Annotated in this window: 22 protein-coding genes; 6 read left to right on the forward strand and 16 right to left on the reverse strand. The window is 72.6% G+C overall.

Annotated elements, in window-relative coordinates:
* Positions 1 to 286: 286 nt before the first annotated feature.
* The 9 genes from ACIG3E_RS06230 to ACIG3E_RS06270 form a co-directional block, all read right to left on the reverse strand.
* Positions 287 to 1,102, reverse strand: coding sequence for an HAD family hydrolase (locus ACIG3E_RS06230; protein ID WP_399611885.1), 816 nt, complete (start codon positions 1,100 to 1,102; stop codon positions 287 to 289).
* Positions 1,099 to 2,388 carry a serine--tRNA ligase gene (gene serS / locus ACIG3E_RS06235; protein WP_399611888.1) on the reverse strand — a complete coding sequence of 430 codons (1,290 nt, stop codon included), beginning with the start codon at positions 2,386 to 2,388 and terminating at the stop codon, positions 1,099 to 1,101. Before serS ends, ACIG3E_RS06230 begins: the two co-directional genes overlap by 4 nt.
* Before the next feature lie 675 nt (positions 2,389 to 3,063).
* Positions 3,064 to 3,999 carry a prephenate dehydratase gene (gene pheA, locus ACIG3E_RS06240; RefSeq protein ID WP_399611891.1) on the reverse strand — a complete coding sequence of 312 codons (936 nt, stop codon included), beginning with the start codon at positions 3,997 to 3,999 and terminating at the stop codon, positions 3,064 to 3,066.
* Positions 4,000 to 4,133: 134 nt separating this feature from the next.
* Positions 4,134 to 5,393, reverse strand: coding sequence for an iron uptake transporter deferrochelatase/peroxidase subunit (gene efeB, locus ACIG3E_RS06245; RefSeq protein ID WP_399611895.1), 1,260 nt, complete (start codon positions 5,391 to 5,393; stop codon positions 4,134 to 4,136).
* Positions 5,394 to 5,398: 5 nt separating this feature from the next.
* Entirely contained in the window at positions 5,399 to 7,504 is a 2,106-nt protein-coding gene (locus ACIG3E_RS06250; RefSeq protein ID WP_399611897.1) for a copper resistance CopC/CopD family protein, read from the reverse strand.
* A gap of 16 nt (positions 7,505 to 7,520) precedes the next feature.
* On the reverse strand, positions 7,521 to 8,243 hold the full coding sequence (locus ACIG3E_RS06255; protein WP_399611900.1) for a copper chaperone PCu(A)C: 723 nt from the start codon (positions 8,241 to 8,243) through the stop codon (positions 7,521 to 7,523).
* A complete protein-coding gene (locus ACIG3E_RS06260) occupies positions 8,240 to 8,965 on the reverse strand; it encodes an SCO family protein (protein ID WP_399611903.1) in 726 nt (241 codons plus the stop codon). Before ACIG3E_RS06260 ends, ACIG3E_RS06255 begins: the two co-directional genes overlap by 4 nt.
* Positions 8,966 to 9,057: 92 nt before the next feature.
* The gene (locus tag ACIG3E_RS06265; protein WP_399611906.1) at positions 9,058 to 9,813 is read right to left on the reverse strand and encodes a YcnI family protein; all 756 of its coding nucleotides are present in this window, start codon (positions 9,811 to 9,813) and stop codon (positions 9,058 to 9,060) included.
* Positions 9,814 to 10,081: 268 nt separating this feature from the next.
* On the reverse strand, positions 10,082 to 10,918 hold the full coding sequence (locus ACIG3E_RS06270) for a hypothetical protein (protein ID WP_399611908.1): 837 nt from the start codon (positions 10,916 to 10,918) through the stop codon (positions 10,082 to 10,084).
* A 320-nt stretch (positions 10,919 to 11,238) separates the two neighbouring features.
* On the opposite strand from ACIG3E_RS06270, the gene ACIG3E_RS06275 reads away from it, so the two are divergent.
* Entirely contained in the window at positions 11,239 to 11,823 is a 585-nt protein-coding gene (locus ACIG3E_RS06275) for an ATP-binding protein (RefSeq protein WP_399611911.1), read from the forward strand.
* A gap of 58 nt (positions 11,824 to 11,881) precedes the next feature.
* Here ACIG3E_RS06275 and ACIG3E_RS06280 read toward each other — a convergent pair whose 3' ends face one another.
* Positions 11,882 to 12,697: an NAD(P)H-binding protein gene (locus tag ACIG3E_RS06280; protein WP_399611914.1), complete on the reverse strand. Its 816-nt coding sequence runs from the start codon at positions 12,695 to 12,697 to the stop codon at positions 11,882 to 11,884.
* Positions 12,698 to 12,992: 295 nt separating this feature from the next.
* Between ACIG3E_RS06280 and ACIG3E_RS06285 the strand changes: the two genes are divergently transcribed.
* Together ACIG3E_RS06285 and ACIG3E_RS06290 are read left to right on the forward strand one after the other, a co-directional pair.
* Positions 12,993 to 13,388 (forward strand): winged helix-turn-helix transcriptional regulator, encoded by a 396-nt coding sequence (locus ACIG3E_RS06285; RefSeq protein ID WP_399612186.1) that lies wholly within the window; start codon positions 12,993 to 12,995, stop codon positions 13,386 to 13,388.
* 154 nt (positions 13,389 to 13,542) lie between these two features.
* Positions 13,543 to 13,986 carry a cupin domain-containing protein gene (locus ACIG3E_RS06290; protein ID WP_399611917.1) on the forward strand — a complete coding sequence of 148 codons (444 nt, stop codon included), beginning with the start codon at positions 13,543 to 13,545 and terminating at the stop codon, positions 13,984 to 13,986.
* Here the strand turns inward: ACIG3E_RS06290 and ACIG3E_RS06295 are convergent.
* Together ACIG3E_RS06295 and ACIG3E_RS06300 are read right to left on the reverse strand one after the other, a co-directional pair.
* Positions 13,983 to 14,897 (reverse strand): aldo/keto reductase, encoded by a 915-nt coding sequence (locus ACIG3E_RS06295; RefSeq protein ID WP_399611919.1) that lies wholly within the window; start codon positions 14,895 to 14,897, stop codon positions 13,983 to 13,985. The genes ACIG3E_RS06290 and ACIG3E_RS06295 overlap by 4 nt on opposite strands.
* A gap of 123 nt (positions 14,898 to 15,020) precedes the next feature.
* Complete coding sequence (locus ACIG3E_RS06300) at positions 15,021 to 16,499, reverse strand: PLP-dependent aminotransferase family protein (RefSeq protein WP_399611922.1); 1,479 nt, start codon at positions 16,497 to 16,499, stop codon at positions 15,021 to 15,023.
* A gap of 41 nt (positions 16,500 to 16,540) precedes the next feature.
* Between ACIG3E_RS06300 and ACIG3E_RS06305 the strand changes: the two genes are divergently transcribed.
* Positions 16,541 to 17,173: a carboxymuconolactone decarboxylase family protein gene (locus ACIG3E_RS06305; protein WP_399611925.1), complete on the forward strand. Its 633-nt coding sequence runs from the start codon at positions 16,541 to 16,543 to the stop codon at positions 17,171 to 17,173.
* Between the two features lie 173 nt (positions 17,174 to 17,346).
* On the opposite strand, the gene ACIG3E_RS06310 is transcribed toward ACIG3E_RS06305, so the two are convergent.
* Complete coding sequence (locus tag ACIG3E_RS06310) at positions 17,347 to 18,843, reverse strand: aminopeptidase P family protein (RefSeq protein ID WP_399611927.1); 1,497 nt, start codon at positions 18,841 to 18,843, stop codon at positions 17,347 to 17,349.
* 123 nt (positions 18,844 to 18,966) lie between these two features.
* Positions 18,967 to 20,364: a PP2C family protein-serine/threonine phosphatase gene (locus tag ACIG3E_RS06315; RefSeq protein WP_399611930.1), complete on the reverse strand. Its 1,398-nt coding sequence runs from the start codon at positions 20,362 to 20,364 to the stop codon at positions 18,967 to 18,969.
* Positions 20,365 to 21,294: 930 nt separating this feature from the next.
* On the opposite strand from ACIG3E_RS06315, the gene ACIG3E_RS06320 reads away from it, so the two are divergent.
* Both ACIG3E_RS06320 and ACIG3E_RS06325 read left to right on the forward strand, forming a co-directional pair.
* Complete coding sequence (locus ACIG3E_RS06320; protein WP_399612188.1) at positions 21,295 to 21,855, forward strand: bifunctional DNA primase/polymerase; 561 nt, start codon at positions 21,295 to 21,297, stop codon at positions 21,853 to 21,855.
* Positions 21,856 to 21,909: 54 nt separating this feature from the next.
* The gene (locus ACIG3E_RS06325; RefSeq protein ID WP_399611932.1) at positions 21,910 to 22,563 is read left to right on the forward strand and encodes a hypothetical protein; all 654 of its coding nucleotides are present in this window, start codon (positions 21,910 to 21,912) and stop codon (positions 22,561 to 22,563) included.
* A gap of 504 nt (positions 22,564 to 23,067) precedes the next feature.
* On the opposite strand, the gene ACIG3E_RS06330 is transcribed toward ACIG3E_RS06325, so the two are convergent.
* Together ACIG3E_RS06330 and ACIG3E_RS06335 are read right to left on the reverse strand one after the other, a co-directional pair.
* A complete protein-coding gene (locus tag ACIG3E_RS06330) occupies positions 23,068 to 24,033 on the reverse strand; it encodes a DUF5926 family protein (protein WP_399611935.1) in 966 nt (321 codons plus the stop codon).
* A 251-nt stretch (positions 24,034 to 24,284) separates the two neighbouring features.
* The gene (locus tag ACIG3E_RS06335) at positions 24,285 to 24,929 is read right to left on the reverse strand and encodes an ATP-binding protein (protein ID WP_399611938.1); all 645 of its coding nucleotides are present in this window, start codon (positions 24,927 to 24,929) and stop codon (positions 24,285 to 24,287) included.
* Positions 24,930 to 24,982: the final 53 nt, after the last annotated feature.

Raw genomic sequence — 24,982 nt, forward strand, 5'->3', positions numbered from 1 at the left:
GGGCCCGGCACAGTAGTTGTGTCACCACACGCCGGAAGCCACCACTCCGGCGTTCTCCTACCGGGAGTGAAGCCGACGGTCCGCAAGGGGCGTCGCGCTTCCGGCAGGGCGGTCCGCGGCAGGCTCCGGAGTCCTCACCCACTCCGTGGAGCCCCGTCACGGGGGAGACCGCCCGGGGGCGGCCGCTTCGAGCGCGCAGCACTGCGCGGGCCGCCCCTCCCGGAGGGGGTGTGCCGGGCCGGAGCCCGGCGCCCTGTCCGAGCCGCACCGGAGCCCGGCGTCGCGCCTAACCCAGCAGCCGTTCCAGGACGACCGCGATGCCGTCGGCCTCGTTGGACGTCGTCACCTCGTCCGCGACCGCCTTGAGCTCCTCATGGGCGTTGGCCATGGCCACACCGTGGGCGGACCAGGCGAACATGGGGATGTCGTTGGGCATGTCGCCGAACGCGATCGTGTCCACGGCCTTCGCGCCGAGCCGACGGGCGGCCAGGGACAGGCCCGTCGCCTTGGTCAGACCCAGCGGCAGTATCTCCACGATGCCCTCGCCGGCCATCGTGACGCCCACGAGGTCCCCCGCGACCTCCCGCGCCACGGCCGTGAGCGCGTCGTCGTCGAGGCCCGGGTGCTGGACGTACAGCTTGTTCAGCGGAGCCGACCACAGGTCGGCCGGGTCGGCGAGCGGGACCGCGGGGAGCGGGCCGTCCTGGACCACGTACCCGGGGCCGACGAGGACCTCGCCGTCGATGCCGTCACGGCTCGCGGCGAGCGCCAGCGGGCCGACCTCCGCCTCTATCTTCGCCAGCGCCAGGCCCGCCAGCTGCCGGTCCAGCGTGACCGACGTGAGCAGGCGCCGCTCGCCCGCGTGGTAGACCTGCGCGCCCTGGCCGCACACGGCGATGCCCTCGTAGCCGAGGTCCTCGAGGACGTGCCGCGTCCACGGCACCGAGCGGCCGGTGACGATGATGTGGGCCGCGCCCGCCGCGGTGGCCGCGGTGAGCGCGTCACGGGTGCGCGCCGACACCGAGTCGTCGGGACGCAGGAGCGTTCCGTCGAGGTCGGTGGCGACGAGCTTGTACGGAAAGGCGGGGCCGTCGGAGCTCACTTGGCGAGGGGCTCCAGGATCTCGCGGCCGCCCAGGTACGGACGGAGCACCTCGGGGACGCGCACGGAGCCGTCCGCGAGCTGGTGGTTCTCCAGGAGCGCCACGATGGTGCGCGGCACGGCGCACAGCGTGCCGTTCAGGGTGGCGAGCGGCTGGACGGTCTTCTTGCCGTCCTTGTCCTCGCGCATGCGCACGGAGAGCCGACGGGCCTGGAAGCCGTCGCAGTTCGACGTGGAGGTCAGCTCGCGGTACTTGCCCTGGGTGGGGATCCACGCCTCGCAGTCGAACTTGCGGGAGGCGGACGCGCCCAGGTCGCCCGTGGCGACGTCGATCACCTGGAAGGGCAGTTCCAGGCTGTTCAGCCACTGCTTCTCCCAGTCGAGGAGCCGCTGGTGCTCGGCCACGGCGTCCTCGGGGGCGACGTACGAGAACATCTCGACCTTGTCGAACTGGTGCACCCGGAAGATGCCGCGGGTGTCCTTGCCGTACGTGCCCGCCTCGCGGCGGAAGCAGGGCGAGAAGCCCGCGTACCGCAGGGGGAGCTTGTCGGCCTCGATGATCTCGTCCATGTGGTACGCCGCGAGCGGGACCTCGGAGGTGCCGACCAGGTAGAAGTCGTCCTTCTCCAGGTGGTACACGTTCTCCGCGGCCTGGCCGAGGAAGCCCGTGCCCTCCATGGCGTGCGGGCGGACGAGCGCGGGGGTCAGCATCGGGATGAACCCGGCCTCGGTGGCCTGCGCGATGGCCGCGTTGACCAGCGCGAGCTCCAGGAGCGCGCCGACGCCCGTCAGGTAGTAGAAGCGCGAGCCGGAGACCTTGGCGGCGCGCTCGACGTCGATGGCGCCGAGCGCCTGGCCGAGCTCCAGGTGGTCCTTCGGCTCGAAGCCCTCGGCGGCGAAGTCGCGGACGGTGCCGTGCGTCTCCAGGACGACGAAGTCCTCCTCGCCGCCGACCGGGACGTCCGGGTGCACGAGGTTGCCGAGGCGGAGGAGCAGGCGCTTGGTCTCCTCGTCGGCCTCGTCCTGCTCGGCGTTCGCGGCCTTGACCGCGGCGGCCAGCTCGCCCGCCTTCTTCAGGAGCTCGGCCTTCTCGTCGCCGGAGGCCTTGGGGATGAGCTTGCCGAGCGCCTTCTGCTCGGAACGGAGCTCGTCGAAGCGGACCCCTGACGACCTGCGCCGCTCGTCGGCGGAGAGGAGGGAGTCGACGAGGCCGACGTCCTCTCCACGGGCGCGCTGCGAAGCGCGAACACGGTCGGGGTCCTCACGGAGCAGGCGAAGGTCAATCACCCCCCCAGGCTACCTTCGTGCGCTTCCGGCCCACGACTTGATTTTCCCCTGACCTCCGATATGACCGAAATGCCGGAATGTGAATTTCTCGCCCATCGTCTCGCCCGCCTCCCGCGCTTTCGCGGGTGTGGGCGCGTGCTCGCTGGGTGCTCGTCGCGGTCCCGGCGCATGGTCCGGGAGGGTCAATAAAACGGGCGTCATTCCCCGAATCGGGGCAGATGGGCCTCGCCGCCTTGACCGGATTCCCTTGTGGGAAACGGGACTTGGGGAGCTGGTTGTCCACAGGAATCGGAGTGTCCGGAAAGTTATCCACAGGCTGTGCGAAAGATCTGTGGACGCCGGATCGGGGTCCCTTTCATGGTCCCCCACGGTGAAGGATTCCCTTCCCAAACCTGCTCAGCGCCAACTTTCGAGTGGAATTGGTTAACTCCAAAGTGTCACCACATGGAAAAAGGTGGACGAAGGAGTGACGGGAGTGGCTGTGGGCGGACTTGGGTGCTGAGTGCCGTTTTGTCGACGATGTCGCACTGCAGTGTCGACTTGTCCCCAGGTCGAGAAGGGGACCTGTGGATAACTTCTGTGGACAACATAAATCTGCAGGTAGGACTACCGATCCAGGTCTGTGTGCAGGCAGGCGGAAGCGCCGGGAAGACCCGGTGGCGGGGCGTCAAACGCTCAGAATCGGCCGTCCTGGCTGCGCGCGAGCCAGTCCGACGCCGACGTGAAGTCCTCGTCGGACGTCCCGGGCCGCAGCGGCCGTACGTTCTCCGGTGCCACTCCGGCCCGCGGATACGAGCCGAGGAAGCGCACCTTCGGGCAGATCCTCTTCAGGCCCATCAGGGCCTCGCCGACGCGGCGGTCCGTGATGTGGCCCTCGGCGTCCACGGAGAAGCAGTAGTCGCCGATGCCGCGACCGGTCGGGCGGGACTCGATGCGCATCAGGTTGACGCCGCGCACCGCGAACTCCTGGAGCAGTTCGAGCAGCGCGCCGGGGTGGTCGTCGCCGAGCCAGATCACCAGCGAGGTCTTGTCCGCGCCCGTCGGCGCCGCGGGCCGGGCCGGGCGGCCCACGAGGACGAACCGCGTCTCCGCGTTCGCCGCGTCGTGGATCTCGGTGACCAGCGGTTCGAGCCCGTACGTCGCCGCGGCGAACTCGCCCGCGAACGCCGCGTCGAACCGGCCCTCCTGCACCAGGCGGGCGCCGTCCGCGTTCGACGCCGCCGACTCCCACACCGCGTCCGGCAGCTGGGCGGCCAGCCAGTTGCGCACCTGCGGCTGGGCCACCGGGTGCCCGGTCACCGTCTTGACGTCCTTGAGCGCGGTGCCCGGACGCACCAGGAGGGCGAAGGCGATCGGCAGGACCACCTCGCGGTAGATCATCAACGGCTCGCCCTTGGCGAGCTCGTCCACGGTGGTCGTGACGCCGCCCTCCACCGAGTTCTCGATCGGCACCAGCGCCGCCGCGGCCTCGCCCGCGCGCACGGCGTCGAGGGCCGCGGGCACCGAGACCATCGGCACCAGCTCGCGGGTCGCGGCCTCCGGCAGGGTGCGCAGGGCGGCTTCGGTGAAGGTGCCTTCAGGGCCGAGGTAGGTGTAGCGCGTCGCCGACATGCCGTCACCCTAATGCGGCGGACGGGCCGGGCGTACGCGTCCGCCGCCGACGGCCCCTCCGCCACCGTCCGCCGCCGACGGCCCCTCCGCCACCGTCCGCCGCCGACGGCCCCTCCGCCACCGCCCGGCGCGGGTCAGCCCTCCAGCAACGCCTGCCCCACGTATCCACCGGCTTCCGCCCCGCCCGGCACCGCGTACACCCCGCTCGACTCGTGCCGGATGAACTTCGACAGGGCGTCGCCCCGGTCGAGCTTGCGCTGCACCGGGACGAAGCCGCGCAGCGGGTCGGCCTGCCAGCAGATGAAGAGCAGGCCCGCGTCCGGCTCCCCCTTGTCGGTGAAGCCGTCGTGGTACGAGAACGGGCGGCGCAGCATCGCGGCGCCCCCGTTCTGGTCGGGGCGGCTGATGCGGGCGTGCGCGTTGAGCGGGACCACGAGGTCGCCGCCCGCGGTCGTCTTCTCTAGGTCCATCTCGGTGGTCTCCGTGCCGCCCGTCAGCGGCGCGCCGTCGGCCTTGCGGCGGCCGATGACGTCCTCCTGGGCCTTGGCGGAGAGCCCTTCCCAGTCGTCCAGGAGCATGCGGATGCGGCGTACGACGGCGTACGAGCCGCCCGCCATCCAGGCGGGGTCGGCGTCGGCGGCCTTGTCGGGCACGAAGATCCGCTTGTCGAAGTCGTCGTCGGACGGCTTCGGGTTGTTCGTGCCGTCGATCTGGCCCATGAGGTTGCGTGCCGTCATGGGGCGGGCGGTGGCGCCGGGCGAGCGGTTGAAGCCGTTCATCTGCCAGCGGAGCCGCGCCGCCGAGCCCGTCTCGTTCTGCAGGGCGCGCAGCGCGTGGAAGGCGACCAGGGAGTCGTTGGCGCCGATCTGCACCCACAGGTCGCCGTTGCCGCGGGCCTTGTCGAGGCGGTCGGAGGAGAACTCCGGCAGCGGGTCGAGGGCGGCCGGGCGCTGCTTCTCCAGACCGGTGCGGCCGAAGAAGCTGTGGCCGAAGCCGAAGGTGACGGTCAGCGAGGAAGGTCCCGCGTCGCGTGCGATGTCGGTGTCCCGGCCGCGGCCCTCCACCGGCTTGCCCGCCATCAGCCGCTGCGCCACCGCTGACCAGCGGCGCAGCAGGGCCGCCGCCTCCTTGCGCCCGGAGCCCGGGGCGAGGTCGAAGGCGACCAGATGGCCACAGGACTGCACGGGGGTGGTGATCCCGGGCTGATGTTTCCCGTGAAACATCACCTCATCGGCGCCGAGCGACGTCAGCGGCGTGCCCGTCGTCTCCGAGCCGCCGGACGAGCCCGAGGACGCCGCCGCGTATCCGGCCGCGCCGCCTGCCGCGCCGAGTGCGAGGCCGGTGGCGCCCGCCGTACCGAGCAGGCGCCGTCGCGAAATGGTGTGGTCCGTCATGGGGTTCAGCCGATCTGCACGTTCTTGTCGAGGGTGACCTGGTCGATGTCGGAGGTGCGGACGGTCACCGCGACCTTCCAGTCGCCGGCCATGGGGATCTGCACTCCGCTCGCGCTCCAGTGTCCGGTGGCGATGCGGTCGGGGGTGACCGGCAGGGGGCCGACGTCCTTGGCCTTGAGCGTGAAGGCGATCTTCACCTCGGGGATGTCGAAGGCGCTGCCGTTGGGACGGGTCGCGTACACGTGCAGGTCGTTGCTGCCGGTGCGGCCGGGGTCGAGTTCGAGGCGCACGGTGCCCTTGCCGTCCTGGCCGCCGGTGTCGAACGGGATCTTGATCTTGACGGGCCCGGCGCTCTGGGGCGCGGACGAGGTGGCGTTCTTGGCCTCTTCCTCGGTGCGCCCCGGCTCGGTGGTGGTCAGGGCCGTGGTGACGGCGAGCAGGACGACGGCGACACCGACCTCGGCGAGCACCGAGCGGCGCAGGCCGGAGCGGTGCGGGTCGGCGTCGCGGACCCGCTTCTCCCGGGCGGCGTCCACGGCGGCCCGCTGCCGGGCGAGCTGGGCGGCGCGCTTGTCGTCACCGGCGGGCTTGTCGCCTGCCTTGTCACCGGGCTTGTCCTTGGCCTGGTCCTTGGCCTTGTCGGGGGACGTGCCGGTGCCGGTCCCGGCGTCCGTGTCCACCGTCGCCGACACCCCGGTCTTGGAGCTGTGCGCGACGGCGACGGGCTTCTTCTTCTTGCTGCTCGCGCTCTTGGCGGCCGTGGAGTTCTTGGCCTTCGTGGCCGACGTGGCCTGCGTGGCGGACGTGCGCTGTTCGACGACCGCCGTCGCCGCCGCCTCGGGTGCCAGGCCGCCCGCCTCGGCGAGGATGCGCCCGGTCCAGCGGCGCGACACGGAGGCGATGCCGACGAGGACGACGACGAGCCCGACCTTGATCAGGAGCAGCTGCCCGTAGTCGGTCTCCACGAGCGCGGTCCAGGAACCGACCTGCCGCCACGACTGGTAGAGCCCGGTCCCGGCGAGGGTGACGACGCTGCCGAAGGCCACCGCGGAGAAGCGGCGTACGGCACTCGCGTCGATCAGCGGCGCCCGGTACAGACACAGCAGCAGCGCCACGACCCCGCCGAGCCAGACGGCGACGGCGAGCAGGTGCAGCACGTCGACGGGCATGGCGAGCCCCGCCTGGATGCCGGTCGAGGCGTGCTCGGCGAGCGCCCAGGTCGCCGCGATGCCGATGGCGACGACCCCGCCGCCGACGGCCAGGCCGAAGGCCAGGTCCCGCTTCTCCTTGGGGTCCTCGCGCTTGTCGTACGCGCCGAACAGGACGGCGATGAACAGGGCGGCGGCCGCGAGGAGCAGCAGCCGCGAGACGAGCGCGGCGCCCGTCTTGGTCTGCAGGACGTCACCCAGCTTCGCGAGGTCGAAGGCGTCGGCGAGCTTCCCGGAGCCGGTGTAGGGCGCGCGCAGCAGGAGCGTGGCCAGGGTGGCGCCGGTCAGGGTGAGCCAGCCGGAGACGACGAGGCGCTGGAGCGGCCGCACGCCCGCGCCGCGCGGCCAGCAGCCGAGGACGAAGGCGGCACCGCCGACGACGACGATGAACCCGGCGTACGAGAGATAGCGCGCCGTGTCGTAGAGCGTGCCGACGAGGCCGCCGCCGACCTCCTGGTCGGGCAGCGCGACCTTGGTGTCGGAGGGTGCGCCGATGGAGAAGGTGAAGGCTCCGGCGATGGGGTGGCTGTCGGCGGAGACGACCTGGTAGGCGACGGTGAAGGTGCCGTCGGGCAGACCGGGCTTCAGCTTCACGCCGTACGTGGTGGAGCCGAGGTCGGTCGTCTTGCCGGTGTCGGCGCGCTTGCCCGCGGGGTCGAGGACCCGTACCGAGCCGTCGGACATGGCGACCTTCTCGGAGAAGGTCAGGGACACCTGGTCGGGTGCCTTGGCGACCACCGCCCCCCGCTTGGGATCGCTGTCGGTCAGCGCGGCGTGCGCGTCGGCGGGCGCCGCGGTGGCGAGGACGGCGCCGAGCACGGCGGAGACCAGGGCCGCGGCGACGAGCAGCAGGCGCCCGAGTCCGGCGAGGTCCGGCCCCGGGCGGGGAGCGGTGGTCCGCATCAACTCTTCAGTCCCCTCAGTGCGACGAGTGCGACGAGTGCGAGGCGTGCGACGAGTGCGAGGCGTGCTGATCGGCCTTGGAAGCGTCGGCCGTGGCGTGCTGGTCGTGCTCGGAGTGCGTCTTCGGGTCGCCGGAGTGCGTCTTCTTGCCGGAGTCCGGCTCGCCGGAGCCGGTCTTGCCCGTGTCGGCCGCGTCGCCCTTGTCAGCCGTGTCGCCCTTGTCGGCCTTGTGGGAGTCCGTCGTTCCGGAGCCCGGCTTCGGGTTGTACGTCGCTTCCTTCACCGGCATCTCGACCGTGATCGGGCCCGACTTCTCGAAGCGGAGCGTGATCTTCACCTTGTCGCCGAGCTTGGGCTTGTGCTTCAGCTTCTCGAGCATGATGTGGTTGCCGCCGCGGGCGAAGACGAGTTCGCCGTTCGCGGGCACGGCGAAGGACTTCTGCTCCTTCATCGTGCTGCCCTTGGTGGCGTGCAGGGTCACGCTGCCCGCGAGCGGGCTGGACGCCGAGGTGAGCGTGTCGGCGGCGCCCTTGTTGGTGAGCGTGAAGAAGCCGCCCGCCATGTCGTCCATGGCGGGGACGGGGATGTAGGCGCCGCTGACCGTCAGCTCGGGCTTGTCGGACGCGTCCTTCGCCCCCTTGGCGTCCTTGTCGTCGTTGCAGCCGGTCAGGGCGAGGCCCGCGGTCAGTGCTATGGCACAGCCGGTGAGGAGGCGGCGCCGGGTGGTGCGGTGGTTCACGGGTTCTGTCCCTTGATGATCTTGGGGAGGTCCTGCGCGTACTCCTCGGCGCGGGTGTCCTGGCCGTTGTAGACGACGTATCCGGCGTCGGTCTTCGGGGAGAAGGCGATGACCTGCGTGCCGTGCATCGACTCGATCTTGTTGTTCTTGAGCTTCTTGGACGGCTCGATGCTGATGCCGACCGTCCGGGCGCTGGCCTGGATGGTCGGGAAGTCACCGGTGAGGCCGATGAACTCGGGGTCCTGGGACTTCAGCCACTTGCCGAGTTCCTTGGGCGTGTCCCGCTCGGGGTCGGTGGTCACGAAGACGACCTGGAGCTGGTCGAGCTCCGCCTTGGTGACGGCCTTCTTGCGCAGCATGTCCTTCTTGGCGACGGCGATGTTGCTCATCGTCAGCGGACAGACGTCGGGGCAGTTGGTGTAGCCGTAGTACAGCAGCACCGGCTTGCCCTTGGTCCGCTCGCGCAGGTCGTACTTCTTGCCGTGGGTGTCGGTGAGGACCAGGTCCGGCTTCTTGAACGGCTTGTCGAGGACGGTCGCGGCTTGCTTCGACTCCGCCTCCATGGAGACGTCGGCGATCGGCTTGTCCTTCTTGTCGCCGTTGTCCCCGCCGCAGGCGGTCAGCGTGAGTCCCGCGGCGGCGAGCAGGGCCGCGCCGGCGAACGCGCGCCTCTTCGTGGTCTTCGGGCCCGACGTGGTGGTCTGGTTGCTCAACTTGCGCATACGAAAATGTCCCAGATGTGAGGGGGCCGGGACGCGCCGGGGCCGGGTGTCCGGCGGCGGCGCGTCCCGAGGGCGGCCTGGGCGGCGACGCCTCAGCTGGTGGCGCGGCGGCGCTGGGCGACGACGCCGAAGGCGACCCCCGCCACGCCGACGACGATGCCGACGATGCCGAGGGTGCGCGCGGTGGTGTCGCTGCTGTCGCCGTCCGACGCGGTCTCCTGCTTGGCGTCGCCGGACTTGGCGTCGGACTTGTCGTCCTTGGCGGCGGAGGCGCCGTGGTGGTCGTCCGACGCGGCGGTCAGCGCGAGCGTCGGCGCCGGGTACTCCGGCTCCTCGTCACCCTTCTGCGGCTCGATCCAGCGGACGACTTCCTTGTTGTCGTACGTCTGCAGGGCCTTGAAGACCAGTTCGTCGGCGTCCTCGGGCAGCTGGCCGATGGACAGCGGGAACTTCTGGAAGTAGCCGGGCTCCACGCCCTTGCCGTCGGCGGTCCAGGTGACCTTGGAGACGGCCTCGTTGATCTTCTCGCCGTGGATCTCGATCGGCTTGTCGAGCTTGGTCTTGGTGACCTTCGCCTTCCAGCCGGGCACGGGCTGCGGCATCACGGACGCGAGCGGGTGGTCGGCGGGGAAGGTGACTTCCAGCTTGGTCGTCGAGGCGTCGTCGCGCTCGTTCGGGACCTTGAAGTTGACGGTCGCGTAGCCGCCCTTGGCCGCCTGGCCCTCGGGGGTGACGCTGACGTGCGCGAAGGCGGGCACGGACAGCAGCAGGACGGCGGAGGCGGCGACGCCGCCCACGGCACAGGCGCGGGTGAGGACGGCGGACTTCGGGGACTTCTGGGTCGTCATCGCGGAATGCTCCAGTTTCGGCAGGAGTGCGCGGCGGCCGGGCCGTCGTGGCGGGACCCGTGGGACCCCCGACGAGCGGAGGCACGGCCGTGCGTACGTGAGGTGTGCGGAAGGGGACGCGGTGCGCGGGCCGACTGGCCGCGCACCCGTGCGGGCGCGCCGAGCGGCACCCCTCCGACAGCAGTACGTCCGTACGCCGGTGCGTCACTCGGTACGTCGTACGTCACTGCGTGCGCGTACGCGTAGGTGTCGCGTGGAGCGGGCCGCGTCAGGCGGCGAGCGAGAACGCGGTGGGCGCGGGCGGGCCGCGCCGGATCACCGTGTGCTGGAGCGCGGCCGCCCGGAGCTTCGGCGGCACGAGGGCACGGGCCGCGCGCGCCGGACCGGAGGTCGGCTCCGCCGCACCGGGAAGCCCGGCGCGCAGCGCGCGCACCAGAGCGAGGGCGGCGCGCAGGGAACGCAATTGCGCCCCTTGGGCGACCCCCTGAGCCCCCTGGGCGGAGAGCCGGACGAGCCGCATGAGCGCCACGTCGCCGCGGCGCAGCAGCCAGCCCGCGGCCACCGCCGCGAGCACGTGCGCGAGCAGCATCGGCAGCGTCGGCAGGAGGGACATCGCCGAGCCCGGGACCATCGCGGACTGCGCGGCCGCCGCCTCGCCGGTGGCGTGGGCGTGCGCGCCGTGGCCGCCGGACGGGTCGAGCCCCGCGGTCTCCAGGATCTGCCGGGCCTGGACGGGGGTGATGGTCGCCCCGCCCGCCCCGCACACGATGCGGGCCGCGCGCTCGACGAGCGAACCGCCGCCCGTGCCGCCCGCGGCCATGGCCGTGCCGTGCTGGCCGAGCCCGAACAGCGCGTGCAGCCCGAGCTGCCCGACCGCGAGCGCCCCGGCGATGCCCGGGAGCGACCGCTCCCGTCCGGCGAGGGGCACCGCGAGCACGAACACGGCGAGGAACCCGGCGCCGAGCGTCCACAGCGGGACGGTGGCGCAGGAGGCGAGCACATGGCCCCCGGCGGACAGCACGAGGCACACCGCGGCGAACATCGCGGCCCGCAGCAGTCGGAGGTCGGCTCCGGCGCGCGCCTGGCGCTGGTGGGGGGCAGTCATGGCCGGGCCATCATCGCACTGGGCCGCCCCGCCCCGTACGGCAGGTCCGCAAGCTCCCGTCCATGCCACAAGGCGACGGAATCACCCGAAATGATCCGTAAGTGCCGGGAAGACCCTGATGGGAGGGGCTCCGCGCATCCACGGCCCCCGTGCCGGGTAGGCGCAGCGGTATGTCCCGCTACACCGGACACAGCCCTCGCCGCGTCCGCCGTATGGGCGGCGTCACGTCAACTGGGCGCTTATCCCGGGGCGCTGGCGGCAATACGTATCGGTATGTCGAGCCGCGGCCAGAGGGCTGGAGCATGCCAGGAGGCTGAAGCATGAGCATCTGGTGGTCCCTCCATTTGCGGCGCGAAGCCGCGAGCGTCCCGCTCGCGAGGCGCCTGCTCATCGGCACGATGGAGACGGCCGGGGTGGACCCGGACGTCTCGTACGACCTGTCGCTCGCGCTCACCGAGGCCTGTGCGAACGCGGTGGAGCACGGTGGCGCGACGGGCGCCGCGACGGGTGCGTACCGCGTCACCGCCTATCTCGACGGCGAGAAGTGCCGCATCGAGGTCTCCGACTCCGGCCCGGGCCTGCCGCCGGGCCGGGTCTTCATGAGCGCCGCGAACACTCCCGCCACGAGGACGAAGGGCAGAAGGGGTACCGGGCGGGGCCGCCGCACCCGCCGCCGCGCGGGCACGCAGGCCGCCCCGGCCTCGCGCCAGTCCCGGACCCAGGCCCCGCCCTCGGCGCCCGCGCCGCCTTCCGAGGTCGCCGAGAGCGGCCGTGGCCTGTGCCTCATCCGGGAGCTCGCCGACGACGTGCACTTCGGCAACAGGCCGGGCCGCGACGGCGGCGCGGTGATCAGCTTCGACAAGATCCTCAAGTGGCGCGAGGGCGCCCCGCTGGCGGCCGTGTGAGCCGCCCGCGGCCCGGCCCCGGGGCTCGGCCCCGGACAGCCCCGGTTGGCCCCGCGGCTCAGCCCCGGACCGCCGCCGCATAGGTGTCGAGGGCGGAGCGCGGGGCGCGGCCCAGGAGGTCCCGCAGGGCGTTGTCCGCTATGGAGCTGCCGTCGAGGAAGCCGCCCGCTATGGACGCGTACGTGCTGAGGAGCATCGGCACCTGGAAGGGCAGGGCCTGACCGGACGCGGTGATCGCGGCGCGGGTCGCCTCCAGCCCGCCGGGCTCGTACGAACCGCCGGTCGCCGCGGCCAAGTCGGCGCCGCCGAGGGGCTCTTCGCCGACGAGCTCGTAGGTGCGCCCGGCGTGGGCGGCGGGGGCCGTGGCCACGCGGACGGCGACCTCGGCCAGATCCTCGCGGGCGACCGCGGCGAGCCGTCCGTCACCGAGCGGCGCGGCTATCGTCCCGTCCGGGCCCGGCGCGGCCACGGCGGCGAGGAACTCCGCGTACAGGCCGTTGCGCAGCACCGTCCAGTTCAGGGAGGAGCGGCGCAGTCTGCGCTCGGTCCAGCGGTGGGCGAGCGCGTACGTCAGATGGTCGCCGTCGCCGCTCAGGCTGGTGTAGACGAGGTGGCCGACGCCGGACTTCTCGGCGGCGGTGACGACGGCCTCGTGCCGGGCGATGACGACGTCGTCCTCGGCGGCGCCCGCGGAGATCACGAGGAGCGTGTCCACGCCGGTGAAGTCCAGGGAATCCGGGTCGTCGAAGTCGACGCGGCGCTGACCGGGCGCGGGAGTGCGGGTGCCGACGACGAAGGGCGTGTCCGCGCGGTCCGCGAGCTTCGCGGTGATGAGTCGGCCGAGTGCGCCGGTGGCGCCGGTGACGAGCAGCATGGGAACGATCCCCCGAGAAGAGCAGTTGGACTGGGTGACGACCGGTGCGAGAGGTGCTGTGCACTCGGTACGTGACCATCGTGAGCGATGGCGGGGGAGCACGTAAGGAGGCACTTTGATGTCAGTGGGGCACACGGCGGTAACCACTCCCGAGGCCACGGCGGCCGAGGTTTCCGGGCAAGCGCCCGCGGCGCCGCCGGTTTCGGGGAAGGCGCCCGCGGCGGCGCCGGATTGGGGGAAGGCGCCCGCGACAGCGCCGGATTCGGGGGAAGCGCCCGCGGCGGCGCTCAAGGCGCTGGTCGGCGAGCCCGTGGTCGCGTGCGAGACACCGCAGGACGAGTGCGGGGTCAGGGACGTCCTGGACCGCCTCGGCGACAAGTGGTCGGTGTACGTCGTGGTCGAACTGGCGGGCGGCGTGCTGCGGTTCAAAGAGCTCCAGCGCCGCATCCACGGCGGCATCTCGCAGCGCATGCTCACGCTGACGGTGCGCCGCCTGGAGCGGGACGGCCTGGTGAAGCGGACGGTGCACCCGACGATCCCGCCGCAGGTCGAGTACGAGCTGACGGAGATGGGCCACAGCATGACCCACCTCATCAAGTCCCTCGCCGACTGGTCGATAGCCCACCGCCCGGCGATAGCGGCGGCCCGGGAGGCGTACGACGAGGCGCAGAAGACCCCCGACTCCCGGTAGGCCCCCGGCCCCCGCCCCTGGTAGGCCCCCGGCGCCCACCAGGGGAACACCTCGGTCGACTTGCCGTTACGGCAACAACAGTTGCCGCTCCCGATGCGGCGATCGCAGTCTGGTGCCAGTCCAGAAGGCGCTCGAAACGTCAGGAGGCCCCCCGGTGTCCACGCAGGCCACGCCCCAGAACACGCCCGAGACCACGCCCCAGGCCACGCCGCCGAACAACCGCGTCCACCACGTCCGCGCCGGAGAGCTCGACGGCTACACCGCCCTCAGCGGTGGCACCGTCGGCTCCCGGAAGCTGTGGATGGGCCTCGTGGAACACGAGCCGATGAGCTCGACCGACAACCACCACCACGGCGAGTCCGAAGCGGGCATCTACGTAGTCAGCGGCCACCCGGTGTTCGTCTTCCACGACGGCGAGCAGGAAGTCCGGATCGAGGCGGGCCCCGGCGACTTCCTGCTCGTCCCCCCGTTCGTCCCGCACCGGGAGGAGCACCCCGACCCGGACGAGCCGGTCGTCGTGGTGATCGCGCGCACCACTCAGGAGCCCATCAAGGTCTCCGTGCCCGAGCTGTACCAGCTCACGGCGGCGGAGGCCTAGGCGGACGCCTCGGCCACCCCGGAGAGCCGGGCGAACTGCTCGTCGGACAGCTCCACGTCCAGGGCCCGTACGTTCTCCTCCAGGTGCCCCACCGACGTCGTACCGGGGATCGGCACGATCACGGGGGAGCGCCGCAGCAGCCAGGCGAGGGCCGTCTGGGCGGTGGTCGCGCCGAGCTCCGCCGCCACCTCCGCGACCACGCCGCCCGCCCGGGCGTGAGCGCCCATCGCCACGGGGAAGAACGGCAGGAACGCGATGCCCTGCTCGGTGGCGTAGTCGACGACGGCCTCGTGCTGCCGGTCGGCCAGGTTGTACAGGTTCTGCACGCTGGCGATCGGCGTGATCGCGGACGCCTCGCGCAGCTGCTCCACGCCGACCTCGGACAGGCCGATGTGCCGCACCTTGCCCTCGTCGCGCAGCTGCTTGAGGGCGCCGATCTGGTCGGCGAGCGGATAGGCGTCGTCGAGCCGGTGCAGCTGGAGCAGGTCGAGCCGCTCCACGCGCAGGCGGCGCAGGCTCAGTTCGGCCTGCTGGCGCAGGTAGGCCGGGTGCCCGAGCGGCACCCACTCGGTCGCCGACGGGCGGACGACACCGACCTTCGTGGCGATCGTCAGGTCGTCGGCGTAGGGGTGCAGCGCGTCGGCGATCAGCTCCTCGCCGCCGCCGATCATGTACGAGTCGGCCGTGTCGATCAGGTTCACGCCGAGGCCGACGGCCTTGCGCAGCACGGCGGCAGCGGCGGCGCGGTCCGTCGGCGGCTTCCACACGTGGCCCGCGCCCGGCTCGCCGTCGGCGGGGTCGGGCGCCGCCGTGAGCCGCATCGCGCCGTAGCCGATGCGGCGCACTGGCAGGTCGCCGCCGATCGCGAACGTGATCTGTTCCGTGCGTTCCCCAGTGGCCTTGTTCGTCATCGCTGCTCCCCCGTATGTGGTTGATGAGGTCTGTTGGCGTACGCCCCTTCGTGAGGGGCGTGTCAGATCCCAACCATCGCCAACGGGTGGTTATTTCGGCAGCTCAGAACGGGGTGCGAGGCTTCATACGCCGTTCATGTACGGCCGCTCGTCCGCGTCCGTTGCGTGGTCGGGGGCGGGCGGAAGCGCCCGGCACAGGGCCTCGATCGCCGCCGTGTACGCGTGCTCGGAGGGCGTCGCGTAGCCGACGACGAGCCCGTCGGGGGCCGCCCCCGTCGCCTGCGGATGCCGGTAGTCGGCGAGCCCCTCCAGGCCCACGCCGTGCCACGCGGCGGCCTTCACGGCGGACGCCTCGGTGCCGGGCGGCAGGTGGAGCACGGCGTGCAGCCCCGCCGCGATGCCGGTGACGGTGATGTGCGGGGCGCGTTCGGCGAGCGCGGCGACGAGCTGGTCGCGGCGGCGCCGGTAGTGCTGCCGCATGCGGCGGACGTGGCGGTCGTACTGCCCGGACTCGATGAGCTCGGCGAGCGTGAGCTGGTCGAGGACGCTGGCCCACGCCTCCCGTTGGCCCTTGGCGGTGACGACGGCGTCCACGAGGTGCTCGGGCAGGACCATCCAGCCGAGCCGCACGGCCGGGGACAGGCTCTTGCTCACCGAGCCGATGTACACGACCCGTTCGGGGTCGAGCCCCTGGAGGGCGCCGACGGGCTCGCGGTCGTAGCGGAACTCCCCGTCGTAGTCGTCCTCCAGGATCAGCCCCGCGCGCGTGCGGGCCCAGTCGACGACGGCGGTGCGGCGCGCGGGGTGCAGCGGCCCGCCCGTCGGGAACTGGTGCGCGGGCGTGAGCAGCACTCCACGGACCGGTCCGGGGACGTCCGACAACTCCTCGACGCGGGCGCCGTGTTCGTCGAGGGACAGCGGCACCGGGCGCACCTTGGCCGTGTCGAGCAGGGAGCGGTGGAAACCGAGCCCGTACGCCTCCACGGCGAGGGGGCCGCGCAGCACTCCGCCGGTGCCCGTGCCGAAGAGGAGCCGCAGGGCGTGCGCGAAGCCGGAGCACACCACGATCCGCTCCGGGTCGGTCCGCACCCCGCGTGAGCGCGCCAGATAGTCGGCGAGGGCGCGCCGCAGCTCGACCCGGCCGCGCGGGTCGCCGGGCCCGAACGCCTCGGTGGGCGCGGCGGTCAGGGCCCGCCGGGCGGCGGCGAGCCAGGCCGTGCGCGGGAAGGAACCGGCGTCCGGCTGGCCCTGGACCAGGTTGTGCGCGGGGGGCGCGTCCCCGGTGGGGGCGCGCTTGGGTACGCGTACGCGCGGGGGTGGTGCGACCCGCTCGGCGACCCGCGTGCCCGAGCCCTGGCGTGCGGTCAGCCAGCCCTCGGCGACCAGCTCCGCGTACGCGTTGGCGACGGTGTTGCGGGCGATCCCGAGGTCGGCGGCCAGGGAGCGGTACGGCGGCAGGCGGGTGCCCGGGGCGAGCCGCCCGGAGCGCACCGCCTCGCGCAGGGCACCGATCAGGGCGGCGCGGCGGCTGCCGCGGCCGGAGAGGTCCAGGTGCAGGTCAGCGCCGATGCGCCCCGACGAATTGACCCATGATTCCGCCATGGAAGTGCACCCTATCCATGGTCTTTGAAGCTCGTAGATTCATGGTCATGACGAACAACACCGCAGTCACCGCGCCCACCGCCACGCCGTCCGCCGCCGCGCCGAACGCCGCCACCACGCCGTCCGCCGCCGCGCCGAACGCCGCCACCACGCCGTCCGCCGCCGCGCCGAACGCCGCCACCACGCCCGCAGTCGCCGGGTCCGCCGCCACCGCCGCCCACGCCCCCCGCCTCAACTTCGCCAAGGTCGCCCCGAAGGTCTTCAAGGCCGTCATCGGCCTGGACGCCGCCGCCCGCGACGGCCTCGACCCGGCCCTGGTCGAGCTGGTCCAGATCCGCGCCTCGCACCTCAACGGCTGCGCGTACTGCCTGCACATGCACACCAACGACGCGCGCAAGGCGGGCGAGAGCGAGGACCGGCTGCACATGGTGGCCGTCTGGCGCGAGGCCAGGAACTTCTTCACGGCCAAGGAGCAGGCGGCGCTCGCGTTGACCGACGCGGTCACCCGCCTCGCCGACGCGGGCGTCCCCGACGCCGTCTACGCGGAGGCCGCCGCCCACTTCGACGAGGCCGAGCTGGCCCAGGTCCTGTCCCTGATCTTCACGATCAACACGTGGAACCGGATCGCCCTGGCCACGGCCAAGGTCGCTGGCACGGACGAGCGCCAGGGCTGAGCCCCGGCGCCCGCCTGCACCGGCCTGCGGGTGCGTCGTGGCTGGTCGCGCAGTTCCCCGCGCCCCTTCGGGGCGCACCCCCAACGGAACACGCCGGGCGGGGCTGGGGAATCCAGCCCCGCCCGGCGTTCGAGGACGAGTGCGCGGTGCGATCGGCCGGGCGAGGACGGGCCTCAGCCCTTGAGCTGGGCCATCCACGCCTCGACCTCGTCCGCGCGGCGCGGCAGCGCGGCGGACAGGTTCCGGTTGCCGTCCTCCGTGACGAGGATGTCGTCCTCGATGCGCACGCCGATGCCGCGGTACTCCTCCGGCACGGTCAGGTCGTCCGCCTGGAAGTACAGACCGGGCTCGACCGTCAGGCACATGCCGGGCTCAAGGGTGCCGTCCACGTACGTCTCGGTGCGCGCGGCGGCGCAGTCGTGGACGTCCATGCCGAGCATGTGGCCGGTGCCGTGCAGCGTCCAGCGGCGCTGCAGACCGAGTTCGAGGACGCGCTCGACCGGGCCCTCGACGAGGCCCCACTCGACCAGCTTCTCGGCGAGCACGCGCTGCGCGGCGTCGTGGAAGTCGCGGTACTTCGCGCCCGGCTTCACCGCCGCGATACCGGCCTCCTGGGCCTCGTACACGGCGTCGTAGATGGTCTTCTGCAGCTCGCTGAACCGGCCGTTGATCGGCAGCGTGCGGGTGATGTCCGCCGTGTAGTACGTGTGCGTCTCCACGCCCGCGTCGAGCAGGAGCAGGTCGCCGGAGCGGACCGGGCCGTCGTTGCGCACCCAGTGCAGGGTGGTGGCGTGCGGGCCCGCGGCGCAGATGGAGCCGTAGCCGATGTCGTTGCCCTCGACGCGGGCGCGCAGGAAGAACGTGCCTTCGATGTAGCGCTCGCTCGTCGCCTCGGCCTTGTCGAGGACCTTCACGACGTCCTCGAAGCCGCGCACCGTGGAGTCCACGGCCTTCTGCAGCTCGCCGACCTCGAACTCGTCCTTGACCAGGCGCTGCTCGGAGAGGAAGACCCGCAGCTCCTCGTCGCGCTCGGCGGTGACCTTGTCGGTCAGGGCCGCCTCGATCCCGGCGTCGTAGCCGCGCACGACGCGGACGGGACCGGTGGCCTCGCTCAGCAGGCCCGTCAGCTCGCGCACGTCCGACGCGGGGACGCCGTACAGCTTCTCGGCCTCGGTCAGCGAGTTCCGGCGGCCGACCCACAGCTCGCCCTGGCCGTCGAGCCAGAACTCGCCGTTCTCGCGGTTGGAGCGCGGCAGCAGGTAGATCGTCGCCTCGTGGCCCTCGCGCGTGGGCTCCAGGACGAGGACGCCGTCCTCCGTCTGGTTGCCGGTGAGGTACGCGTACTCGACGGAGGCGCGGAAGGCGTACTCCGTGTCGTTCGACCGGGTCTTCAGGTTGCCCGCGGGGATCACCAGGCGCTCGCCGGGGAAGCGCGCGGACAGTGCGGCACGGCGGGCGGCGGTGTGCTCGGCCTGGGCCACCGGCTCGAGGTCACGCAGCTCGGTGTCGGCCCAGCCGGACTTCATGTTCTCGGCGAGCTCGTCGGAGACACCCGGGTACAGGCCGTTCTTCCGCTGCTTGATCGGCTCTTCGTCCTCAGCTTCCGGGGTCTCCGGGTTGAGAGCGTCCGACACGGTCTGCCTCCTATGTACGACAACGGGCCTCCTCATCGTACGGCGGTAAGGAAGGGGGTCCAGAGGCAGAAGGACCCTTACAGTGCGCAGTCGGGAGGTCACGCGGAGCCCGGGGTGTGCGCATCAGAACATCAACCGGGACAGCGACCGGAGGGTGGCCTATTCGAAGCGGGCCGCGAGCAGCACCACGTCCTCGTCGCGTCCGGCGGCGCTGTCGATCCCCTCGGGCAGCACGGTCCGCAGGACGTGGTCGGCGACCGCTCCCGGATCCTCACGCGCGGCCTTCGGCACGCTCGCCGCCGCCGCGTGCAGGCGCGCGAACGCCCGGTCCATGGCGTCGCCGGTGCGGTGCAGCAGACCGTCGGTGTAGAGCAGCAGGGTCTCGCCGGGCTCCGGGCGGATCTCCACGCTCGGCGCCTCCCAGCAGGCGAGCATGCCGAGCGGCGCGGACAGGGAGGTCTCCACGAACTCCGTGCGCCGCTCCCCGACGAGCAGCGGCGGGCTGTGCCCGGCCCCGGCGAGGACGACCTTGCGCAGCGCGGGTTCGCAGTACGCGAACAGGGCCGTCGCCGAGCGCGCGGGCTCCGTCAGGCGCAGCAGCAGCTCCAGGTCGGACAGGACGGCGACGGGGTCCTCGCCCTCCATCACCGCGTACGCCCGCAGGCTCGCGCGCAGGCGGCCCATCGCGGCGACCGCGCTCGGCCCCGACCCGGTGACCGAGCCCACCGAGAGGCCGAGCGCCGCGTCGGGCAGCGGCAGCGCGTCGTACCAGTCGCCGCCGCCGCGCGCCCCGGCGCGGTGCCGCGCGGCCAGCTGCACGCCCGCGACCCGGGACAGACGCGAGGGCAGCAGCTCCTCGCGCAGGGTCGCCACGGTGGTGCGGGCGCGGCTGAGCTCGACGAGGCGGGCCAGGTGCTCGGCGGCGTAGCGGACGTACAGGCCGATCAGATGGCGTCGGCGCGGCGCCGGTTCGGCGGGCTCGTCGTACAGCCAGACGGCCGCGCCGACGCCGCCGGTCGCCTCGGTGGCCAGGGGCAGCGCGTAGCTCGCCGCGTAGCCGAGGCGGTGGGCGACCTCGCGGTGGCGCGGGTCGAAGGCCTCGTCGGCGAAGAGGTCCGGCTGCGCGATCTCGGTGATCTCCGCGAGCGGGGTGCCCGCTGCGCTCGCCTCCAGGAGCCGTCCGTACGCGGTGGCGGCGCGCGGCACCGTCTCCAGATATCCGAGGTCGGCGCGGGCGAAGCCGAGGCCGACGGTGGTGTCGGGGCCGAGGCCGTCGGCGGGCTCCACGACGACGAGGCCGCGGCGGGCGCCGACGAGGGCGGCACCGGCGCGGAGCACTTCGTTCAGGGCCTCGTCCAGGGTGGCGGTGCGGGACAGGCGCTCGGTGAGTTCGTGCAGCGTGGTGAGGTCGGAGACCCAGCCGGCCAGGCGGTCCTGGATCAGCGCGCCGGGGGCGCCGGGGGCTTCCGGGACGGGCGCGGCGGGCGGGGCAGTGTGCGCCGGTGGGGGAACAGTGGAATCGATTCCGGCCACTTTCGGCAGGTGCGGGGCGTTCATGGCTGACCGCTTTCCGGCCAGTGCGTATTGCTCAATAGCATCGCAAACCCCCTGTCATTCTGCGCCGCCAGCAATGTCTCCACATCTACACGCACTGGAGAGGGGATGTCCAGCATTGTCCTGCGGGGATTCCTGGTGTCCAGTGCGCTGCGGGAGAATTCTGTGAACTGAAAATGATCTTGATAACTTGGCTCAAAAGTGTTGCAGGGAACGCCATATTGCGGTCGACTGACATTGTTCGAAGGAGCGTCACAGCGGCCGTGCTGGGTACGGATTCAAGTGGTGGCTCGGGACTGGACCAGGGCAGTTGCGCGACGCCCGGAACCTGTCGCCGGACCCGGACGTCTTAACCCACGGCGACCGTGCCCCATCGTCCCGTGGCACCGGGGGCAAGCAGAACGCGGGACGGCAAACGCCAGGCGCCGCCACCCCACGCCACGTCAACGCTCGGCCCATAGGGGTTCCCCATGCCGCAGGCTGGGGTGTGACGCGCCAGCTTGTACGCACCTTGCATGCTCCTTGTACGCGCACCTCGTACACAGCGATAGAGATCCACACATGGTGTGATGTGGCCCGAAGTGTCCCTCTGCGTGTAACGGAAAGGAACGAGCGCTCATGCGCGAGATCCTCGGAAGGCGACGCAGGCTCCTGTCCTGGCGAATCGGTAGGAAGTCTGACCAGAGTCCCTCTCTGATCGGTGCGGCCCTGACCTTCGCGACAGCATGGCGCTGGCCCGTGCTGCCCGGTGTCGGTATCGAAGGGCAGAGCAGGCAGCTCCTCGACGGCATCGCCGGACTCGACGGGCACGCCGGGCCTGGCGAGCGGCAGGGCGACACGCGTGGCGGCAAGAGTGCCAGAAGGACCGGCAAGCGGGGTGCGAAGCGGGGGCCGCGCGCCGCGCAGCGGGGAGCGGCCGACGAGCGGCCGGAGCTGTCGGTCGCCCAGCGTGACGCCGCCCGCGGCGGCCCGGCCCGGTGCGCCTGCCCCGACCCGGAGTGCGTCGTTCCAGGCGCCCACCCGCTCGACCCGGGGCTCCTCGCCGCCACCACCGACGAGCGCATGGTCCGCTGGTGGTGGACCAACCGGCCCGGCGCACCCATCCTCCTCGCCACCGGCGGGCGCGCCCCGTGCGCCGTGAGCCTGCCCGCGGGCGCCGGCGCGCGTGCCCTCGCCGCGCTCGAACTCGCGGGCATCCGCCTCGGCCCCGTCGTGGCCACGCCGGCCCGCTGCTTCGTCCTCGTAGCGCCGTACTCCATGGAGCAGTTGGGCGAGCTCCTGTACGCCAAGGACCGGGTGCCCGGCTCCCTGCGCTTCCACGGAGAGGGCGGGTACATCCCGCTGCCCCCGTCCGAGACGGGCCAGGGGCAGGCGCGCTGGGAGCGGGCACCCCTGCCCGGCTCCGCCGCCCCCTGGGTGCCCGACGTGGAGGCCGTCGTGGACGCGGTGGTCGACGCGCTCACTCATACGGGTGTGAGCGCGCCCGAGTTCTAAGGGAATTGGGCGCGCGGCGCCGGGCCGGGCGCCCGGGGTCGTTATCTTCGGCGCATGCACCCGCGCCCGGCCATGAACCCCCGCCTGCTCGCGCTCCTGGGCATCGTGGCCGTCGCCGCGCTGCTGCCCCTCGCCGGGGCGGCCGCGGGGCCGGTGTTCGACGACGCCAAGGCGCCCGCCGGTCCGGGGCGCGCGGGAGCGCGGCCCCCGGAGCCGGGCACCTCGGTGCCGGAGGCCGGGGCCCGCGGGGCCTCCCGGGCCGAGCCGCCGCTCCGGCCGCACGGGGCCGAGGGCTCGGGCGGCCCCGGCTCCGCTGACGGCCCTGGCGCCGCGCGGGCCGCCGCCGACGCCGCGCCCCAGCCCGACACGCTCTCCCGCTGCGGCCCCGAACTCTCCTCGCCCGACGGCGTCGAGGCCCAGACCTGCGTCCTGACCCAGGGAGCGGACACCTGGGCGCGCACCTACTACCGCAATGTCACCGGTGAGGCCCTGGAAGCCGTACTGAGTGTGATGGGCCCCAGGGGGCGCACGGTGCAGATGTACTGCGCGGTGGGCGCGGGGGACGAGCCGGGGGCGTGCGACACCCCTAGGGAGCGCACATTGGGGGCCGCGGCGCGCTACACGGCGGTCGCGGAGTTCGCGAGTGAGAGCGGCGGCGCCCTGCTGCTGCGCTCGGGCAGCAACTCCGCCGGGCCACAAGGCAGTTGAGCGCGTAACTTCTGCCCGGGCATGGAAACGCCCGGTTGCTGGCGACGGGGGATGCACCAGCAACCGGGCTACCTGAACGGTAACAAGAGATCCGCGCTTGGCAAATTCGATCTCAGTTATCCGGACAGGGATTCACCTGCGCCCATGGGGAGTTGTGACAGGAGTCACGTGTTCGCTCCGGCTGGCCCGTGGGTCAGGGAGACAGAGGTGAGGCGCCTGCGCGGGCTCCGCCCGGTCACCCGGCGCACTCACCCGGTTAAGAACGCGTGACGGGACGAGGTCCCCAGACCGCTCCCCGGCGCCCGGCACCACCCACCTGTTCGAAATCCGGCGCGGGACCTCAGCCGAATGTCATCCGTGGACGAGCCCCGGGGCTTGGCGACGCGCCGGTGGGAGGGCCATCGTGAGGTCCGGGAAGCGTGCGCGAGGGGCGCTGCTCCCGCGCACGGGGACAGGTCCCCGCGCGCGGTGCCGCACCGTGCGTGGAGCGGCGACGGAAGTGGATCAGCTGAGAGTGACCTGGCGGTTGGTGAGGCCGCCGCGGGCGCGCCGCTCCTCCGCGGACAGCGGCTCCGTGGCCGCGAGCGCCGCCGCGAGCCGCTCGGCGAACTCGGCCGCGGGCTTCTCGACGTCCTGCGCCTCCATGCCGCTCGGCAGGTCCCACACCGGCACGGTCAGGCCGTGCGCGCGGAAGGACCCGACCAGGCGGGTGCCCTCGCCGAGGCTCGACGCACCGGCGGCGTGCAGGCGCGCGAGCGCGTCGAGCAGCTCCTCCTCGGCGTGCGGCATGACCCACCGCAGGTGGTTCTTCTCCGGCGTCTCGCACCAGTACGCCGCGTCGACGCCGGACAGCTTGACGGTCGGGATGGCGGCGGCGTTCGCCCGCTCCAGGGAGGCCGAGACCTCCGCCGTGGCGTTCTCCGCGTCCGGCACCCAGAACTCGAAGCCGGAGTGCACGACGGGCGCGAAGGGCGCCTTGTCGTCGAGGACGTCCTGCAGGCGCGGCCCGTCGGCGGGCGCCCTGCGGCCCGCCACCGGCTGGCCCGGCTCCGTGGTGAGCGCGCGGCTCAGCGTGTCGGCGAGGTCGCGGCTGATGTCGCCGGACGAGGTGTCGTTCTGCAGGCCGAGCAGGACCGAGCCGTCCTCGCGGCGCAGCGCGGGCCAGGCCATCGGCAGGACCGTCGCGAGTGTCACGGAGGGCACGCCGTCAGGCAGGCCCTCCTTCAGGGTCAGCTCGACCGTGGCGGCGGGCACCAGTTCGCGCAGCGCCACCCAGTCGCACTCGCCGGACAGCCCCTCGAAGGGGCGCTGCACCAGCTCGGTGACCGCGTGCGCGGCGGCCCGGCCGTGGCAGGCCTTGTAGCGGCGGCCCGAACCGCAGGGGCAGGGCTCCCTGGCGCCGACCACCGGGACCTCGTGGTCCTTGAGCTGCGGCTGCTTGCCCTTCGTCTGCGGGCGCTTCTTGGCCATCGTGGGTGTCTCCCGGTTACGGCTCGCTTGCGTACGGGCGCGAGCCTAGCCGTTTGAGGGGGGAGCGACTCGGCGCGTGTGCGCGGGGGCCCGCGGGGCGCGGTGGCCTTCGGGTGCGGCCCCGGTCCGGCGGCGGGTTCCGGTCCGGCGTCCGCGTACTCCGGCCCACGTGGTCGAAGTGTGGTCGGGCTGTCGCCGTCGGGCCGTCGGGCCGTCGCCGTCGCGGGCTGCCGTCGGGCTGGCGTCGGGCTTCAGTCCACGTCGTCGAACGGGTCCGAGAAGCCCAGCTCGGCTATCGCGGAGGCCGACGGGGCGGCGACGCGCGTAGCGAAGTCCTCGGCGCGGTGCCCGGCGTGCACGAGGGCCCAGACCGTGACCTCGCCGCGGGCGTCGTCCCGTACTCCCCAGGCATCGGCGAGGGCCGTGATGATGTTCAGCCCGCGGCCGCCGTGGGCGGTGACCGACGGCGTGGCCGGAACCGGGCGGGTCGGGCCGCCGCCGTCCGTCACCTCGACCGTCAGGCGTCCCGCCTTGTCGACCTGCCAGGCGGCGCGCACGTCTCCGTCGCCGCTGCCGTCACCGCCCTTCGGGCTGTCGTGCAGCCCACTGCCCAGTGGTCTGCCGTGTCGGCAGGCATTACTGAGCAGTTCGGAAAGGATCAGTACGGCGTCGTCGATGACCGACTCCGACACCCCGCTGACGCGAAGCTGATCGCGCATCCGGTGTCTGGCTTCCCCCACGCCCGCAGGACCATGGGGTACGGCCATGCTCGACGACGTGGGCACTTCCCGTGCCACCACAAACGCCACCCCCGAGACCTCCTTTGCCCCACGCCACGGAGTGGATGCCCCAATGGACTGGACCGGAAACCGGCCAACACCGGGATGGTGACGCACTCGTCACGATCGAATACGGACCGAACGCGCCGGTGCACACCCCGTAACGAAAG

This window comes from Streptomyces sp. NPDC053474 (genome assembly GCF_044544845.1).
GTDB lineage: Bacteria > Actinomycetota > Actinomycetes > Streptomycetales > Streptomycetaceae > Streptomyces.

Excerpts from the sequence above, each read along its gene's own strand:
- ACIG3E_RS06275 (WP_399611911.1), top strand. The coding sequence starts at position 11,239 with ATGAGCATCTGGTGGTCCCTCCATTTGCGGCGCGAAGCCGCGAGCGTC.
- ACIG3E_RS06325 (WP_399611932.1), top strand. The coding sequence starts at position 21,910 with ATGCACCCGCGCCCGGCCATGAACCCCCGCCTGCTCGCGCTCCTGGGC.
- ACIG3E_RS06300 (WP_399611922.1), bottom strand. The coding sequence starts at position 16,499 with ATGGCGGAATCATGGGTCAATTCGTCGGGGCGCATCGGCGCTGACCTG.
- ACIG3E_RS06250 (WP_399611897.1), bottom strand. The coding sequence starts at position 7,504 with ATGCGGACCACCGCTCCCCGCCCGGGGCCGGACCTCGCCGGACTCGGG.
- pheA (WP_399611891.1), bottom strand. The coding sequence starts at position 3,999 with ATGTCGGCGACGCGCTACACCTACCTCGGCCCTGAAGGCACCTTCACC.
- ACIG3E_RS06315 (WP_399611930.1), bottom strand. The coding sequence starts at position 20,364 with ATGAACGCCCCGCACCTGCCGAAAGTGGCCGGAATCGATTCCACTGTT.
- ACIG3E_RS06260 (WP_399611903.1), bottom strand. The coding sequence starts at position 8,965 with ATGCGCAAGTTGAGCAACCAGACCACCACGTCGGGCCCGAAGACCACG.
- ACIG3E_RS06330 (WP_399611935.1), bottom strand. The coding sequence starts at position 24,033 with ATGGCCAAGAAGCGCCCGCAGACGAAGGGCAAGCAGCCGCAGCTCAAG.
- ACIG3E_RS06270 (WP_399611908.1), bottom strand. The coding sequence starts at position 10,918 with ATGACTGCCCCCCACCAGCGCCAGGCGCGCGCCGGAGCCGACCTCCGA.
- ACIG3E_RS06310 (WP_399611927.1), bottom strand. The coding sequence starts at position 18,843 with ATGAGGAGGCCCGTTGTCGTACATAGGAGGCAGACCGTGTCGGACGCT.
- ACIG3E_RS06280 (WP_399611914.1), bottom strand. The coding sequence starts at position 12,697 with ATGCTGCTCGTCACCGGCGCCACCGGCGCACTCGGCCGACTCATCACC.
- efeB (WP_399611895.1), bottom strand. The coding sequence starts at position 5,393 with ATGACGGACCACACCATTTCGCGACGGCGCCTGCTCGGTACGGCGGGC.
- ACIG3E_RS06295 (WP_399611919.1), bottom strand. The coding sequence starts at position 14,897 with ATGACGAACAAGGCCACTGGGGAACGCACGGAACAGATCACGTTCGCG.
- ACIG3E_RS06305 (WP_399611925.1), top strand. The coding sequence starts at position 16,541 with ATGGTCATGACGAACAACACCGCAGTCACCGCGCCCACCGCCACGCCG.
- ACIG3E_RS06265 (WP_399611906.1), bottom strand. The coding sequence starts at position 9,813 with ATGACGACCCAGAAGTCCCCGAAGTCCGCCGTCCTCACCCGCGCCTGT.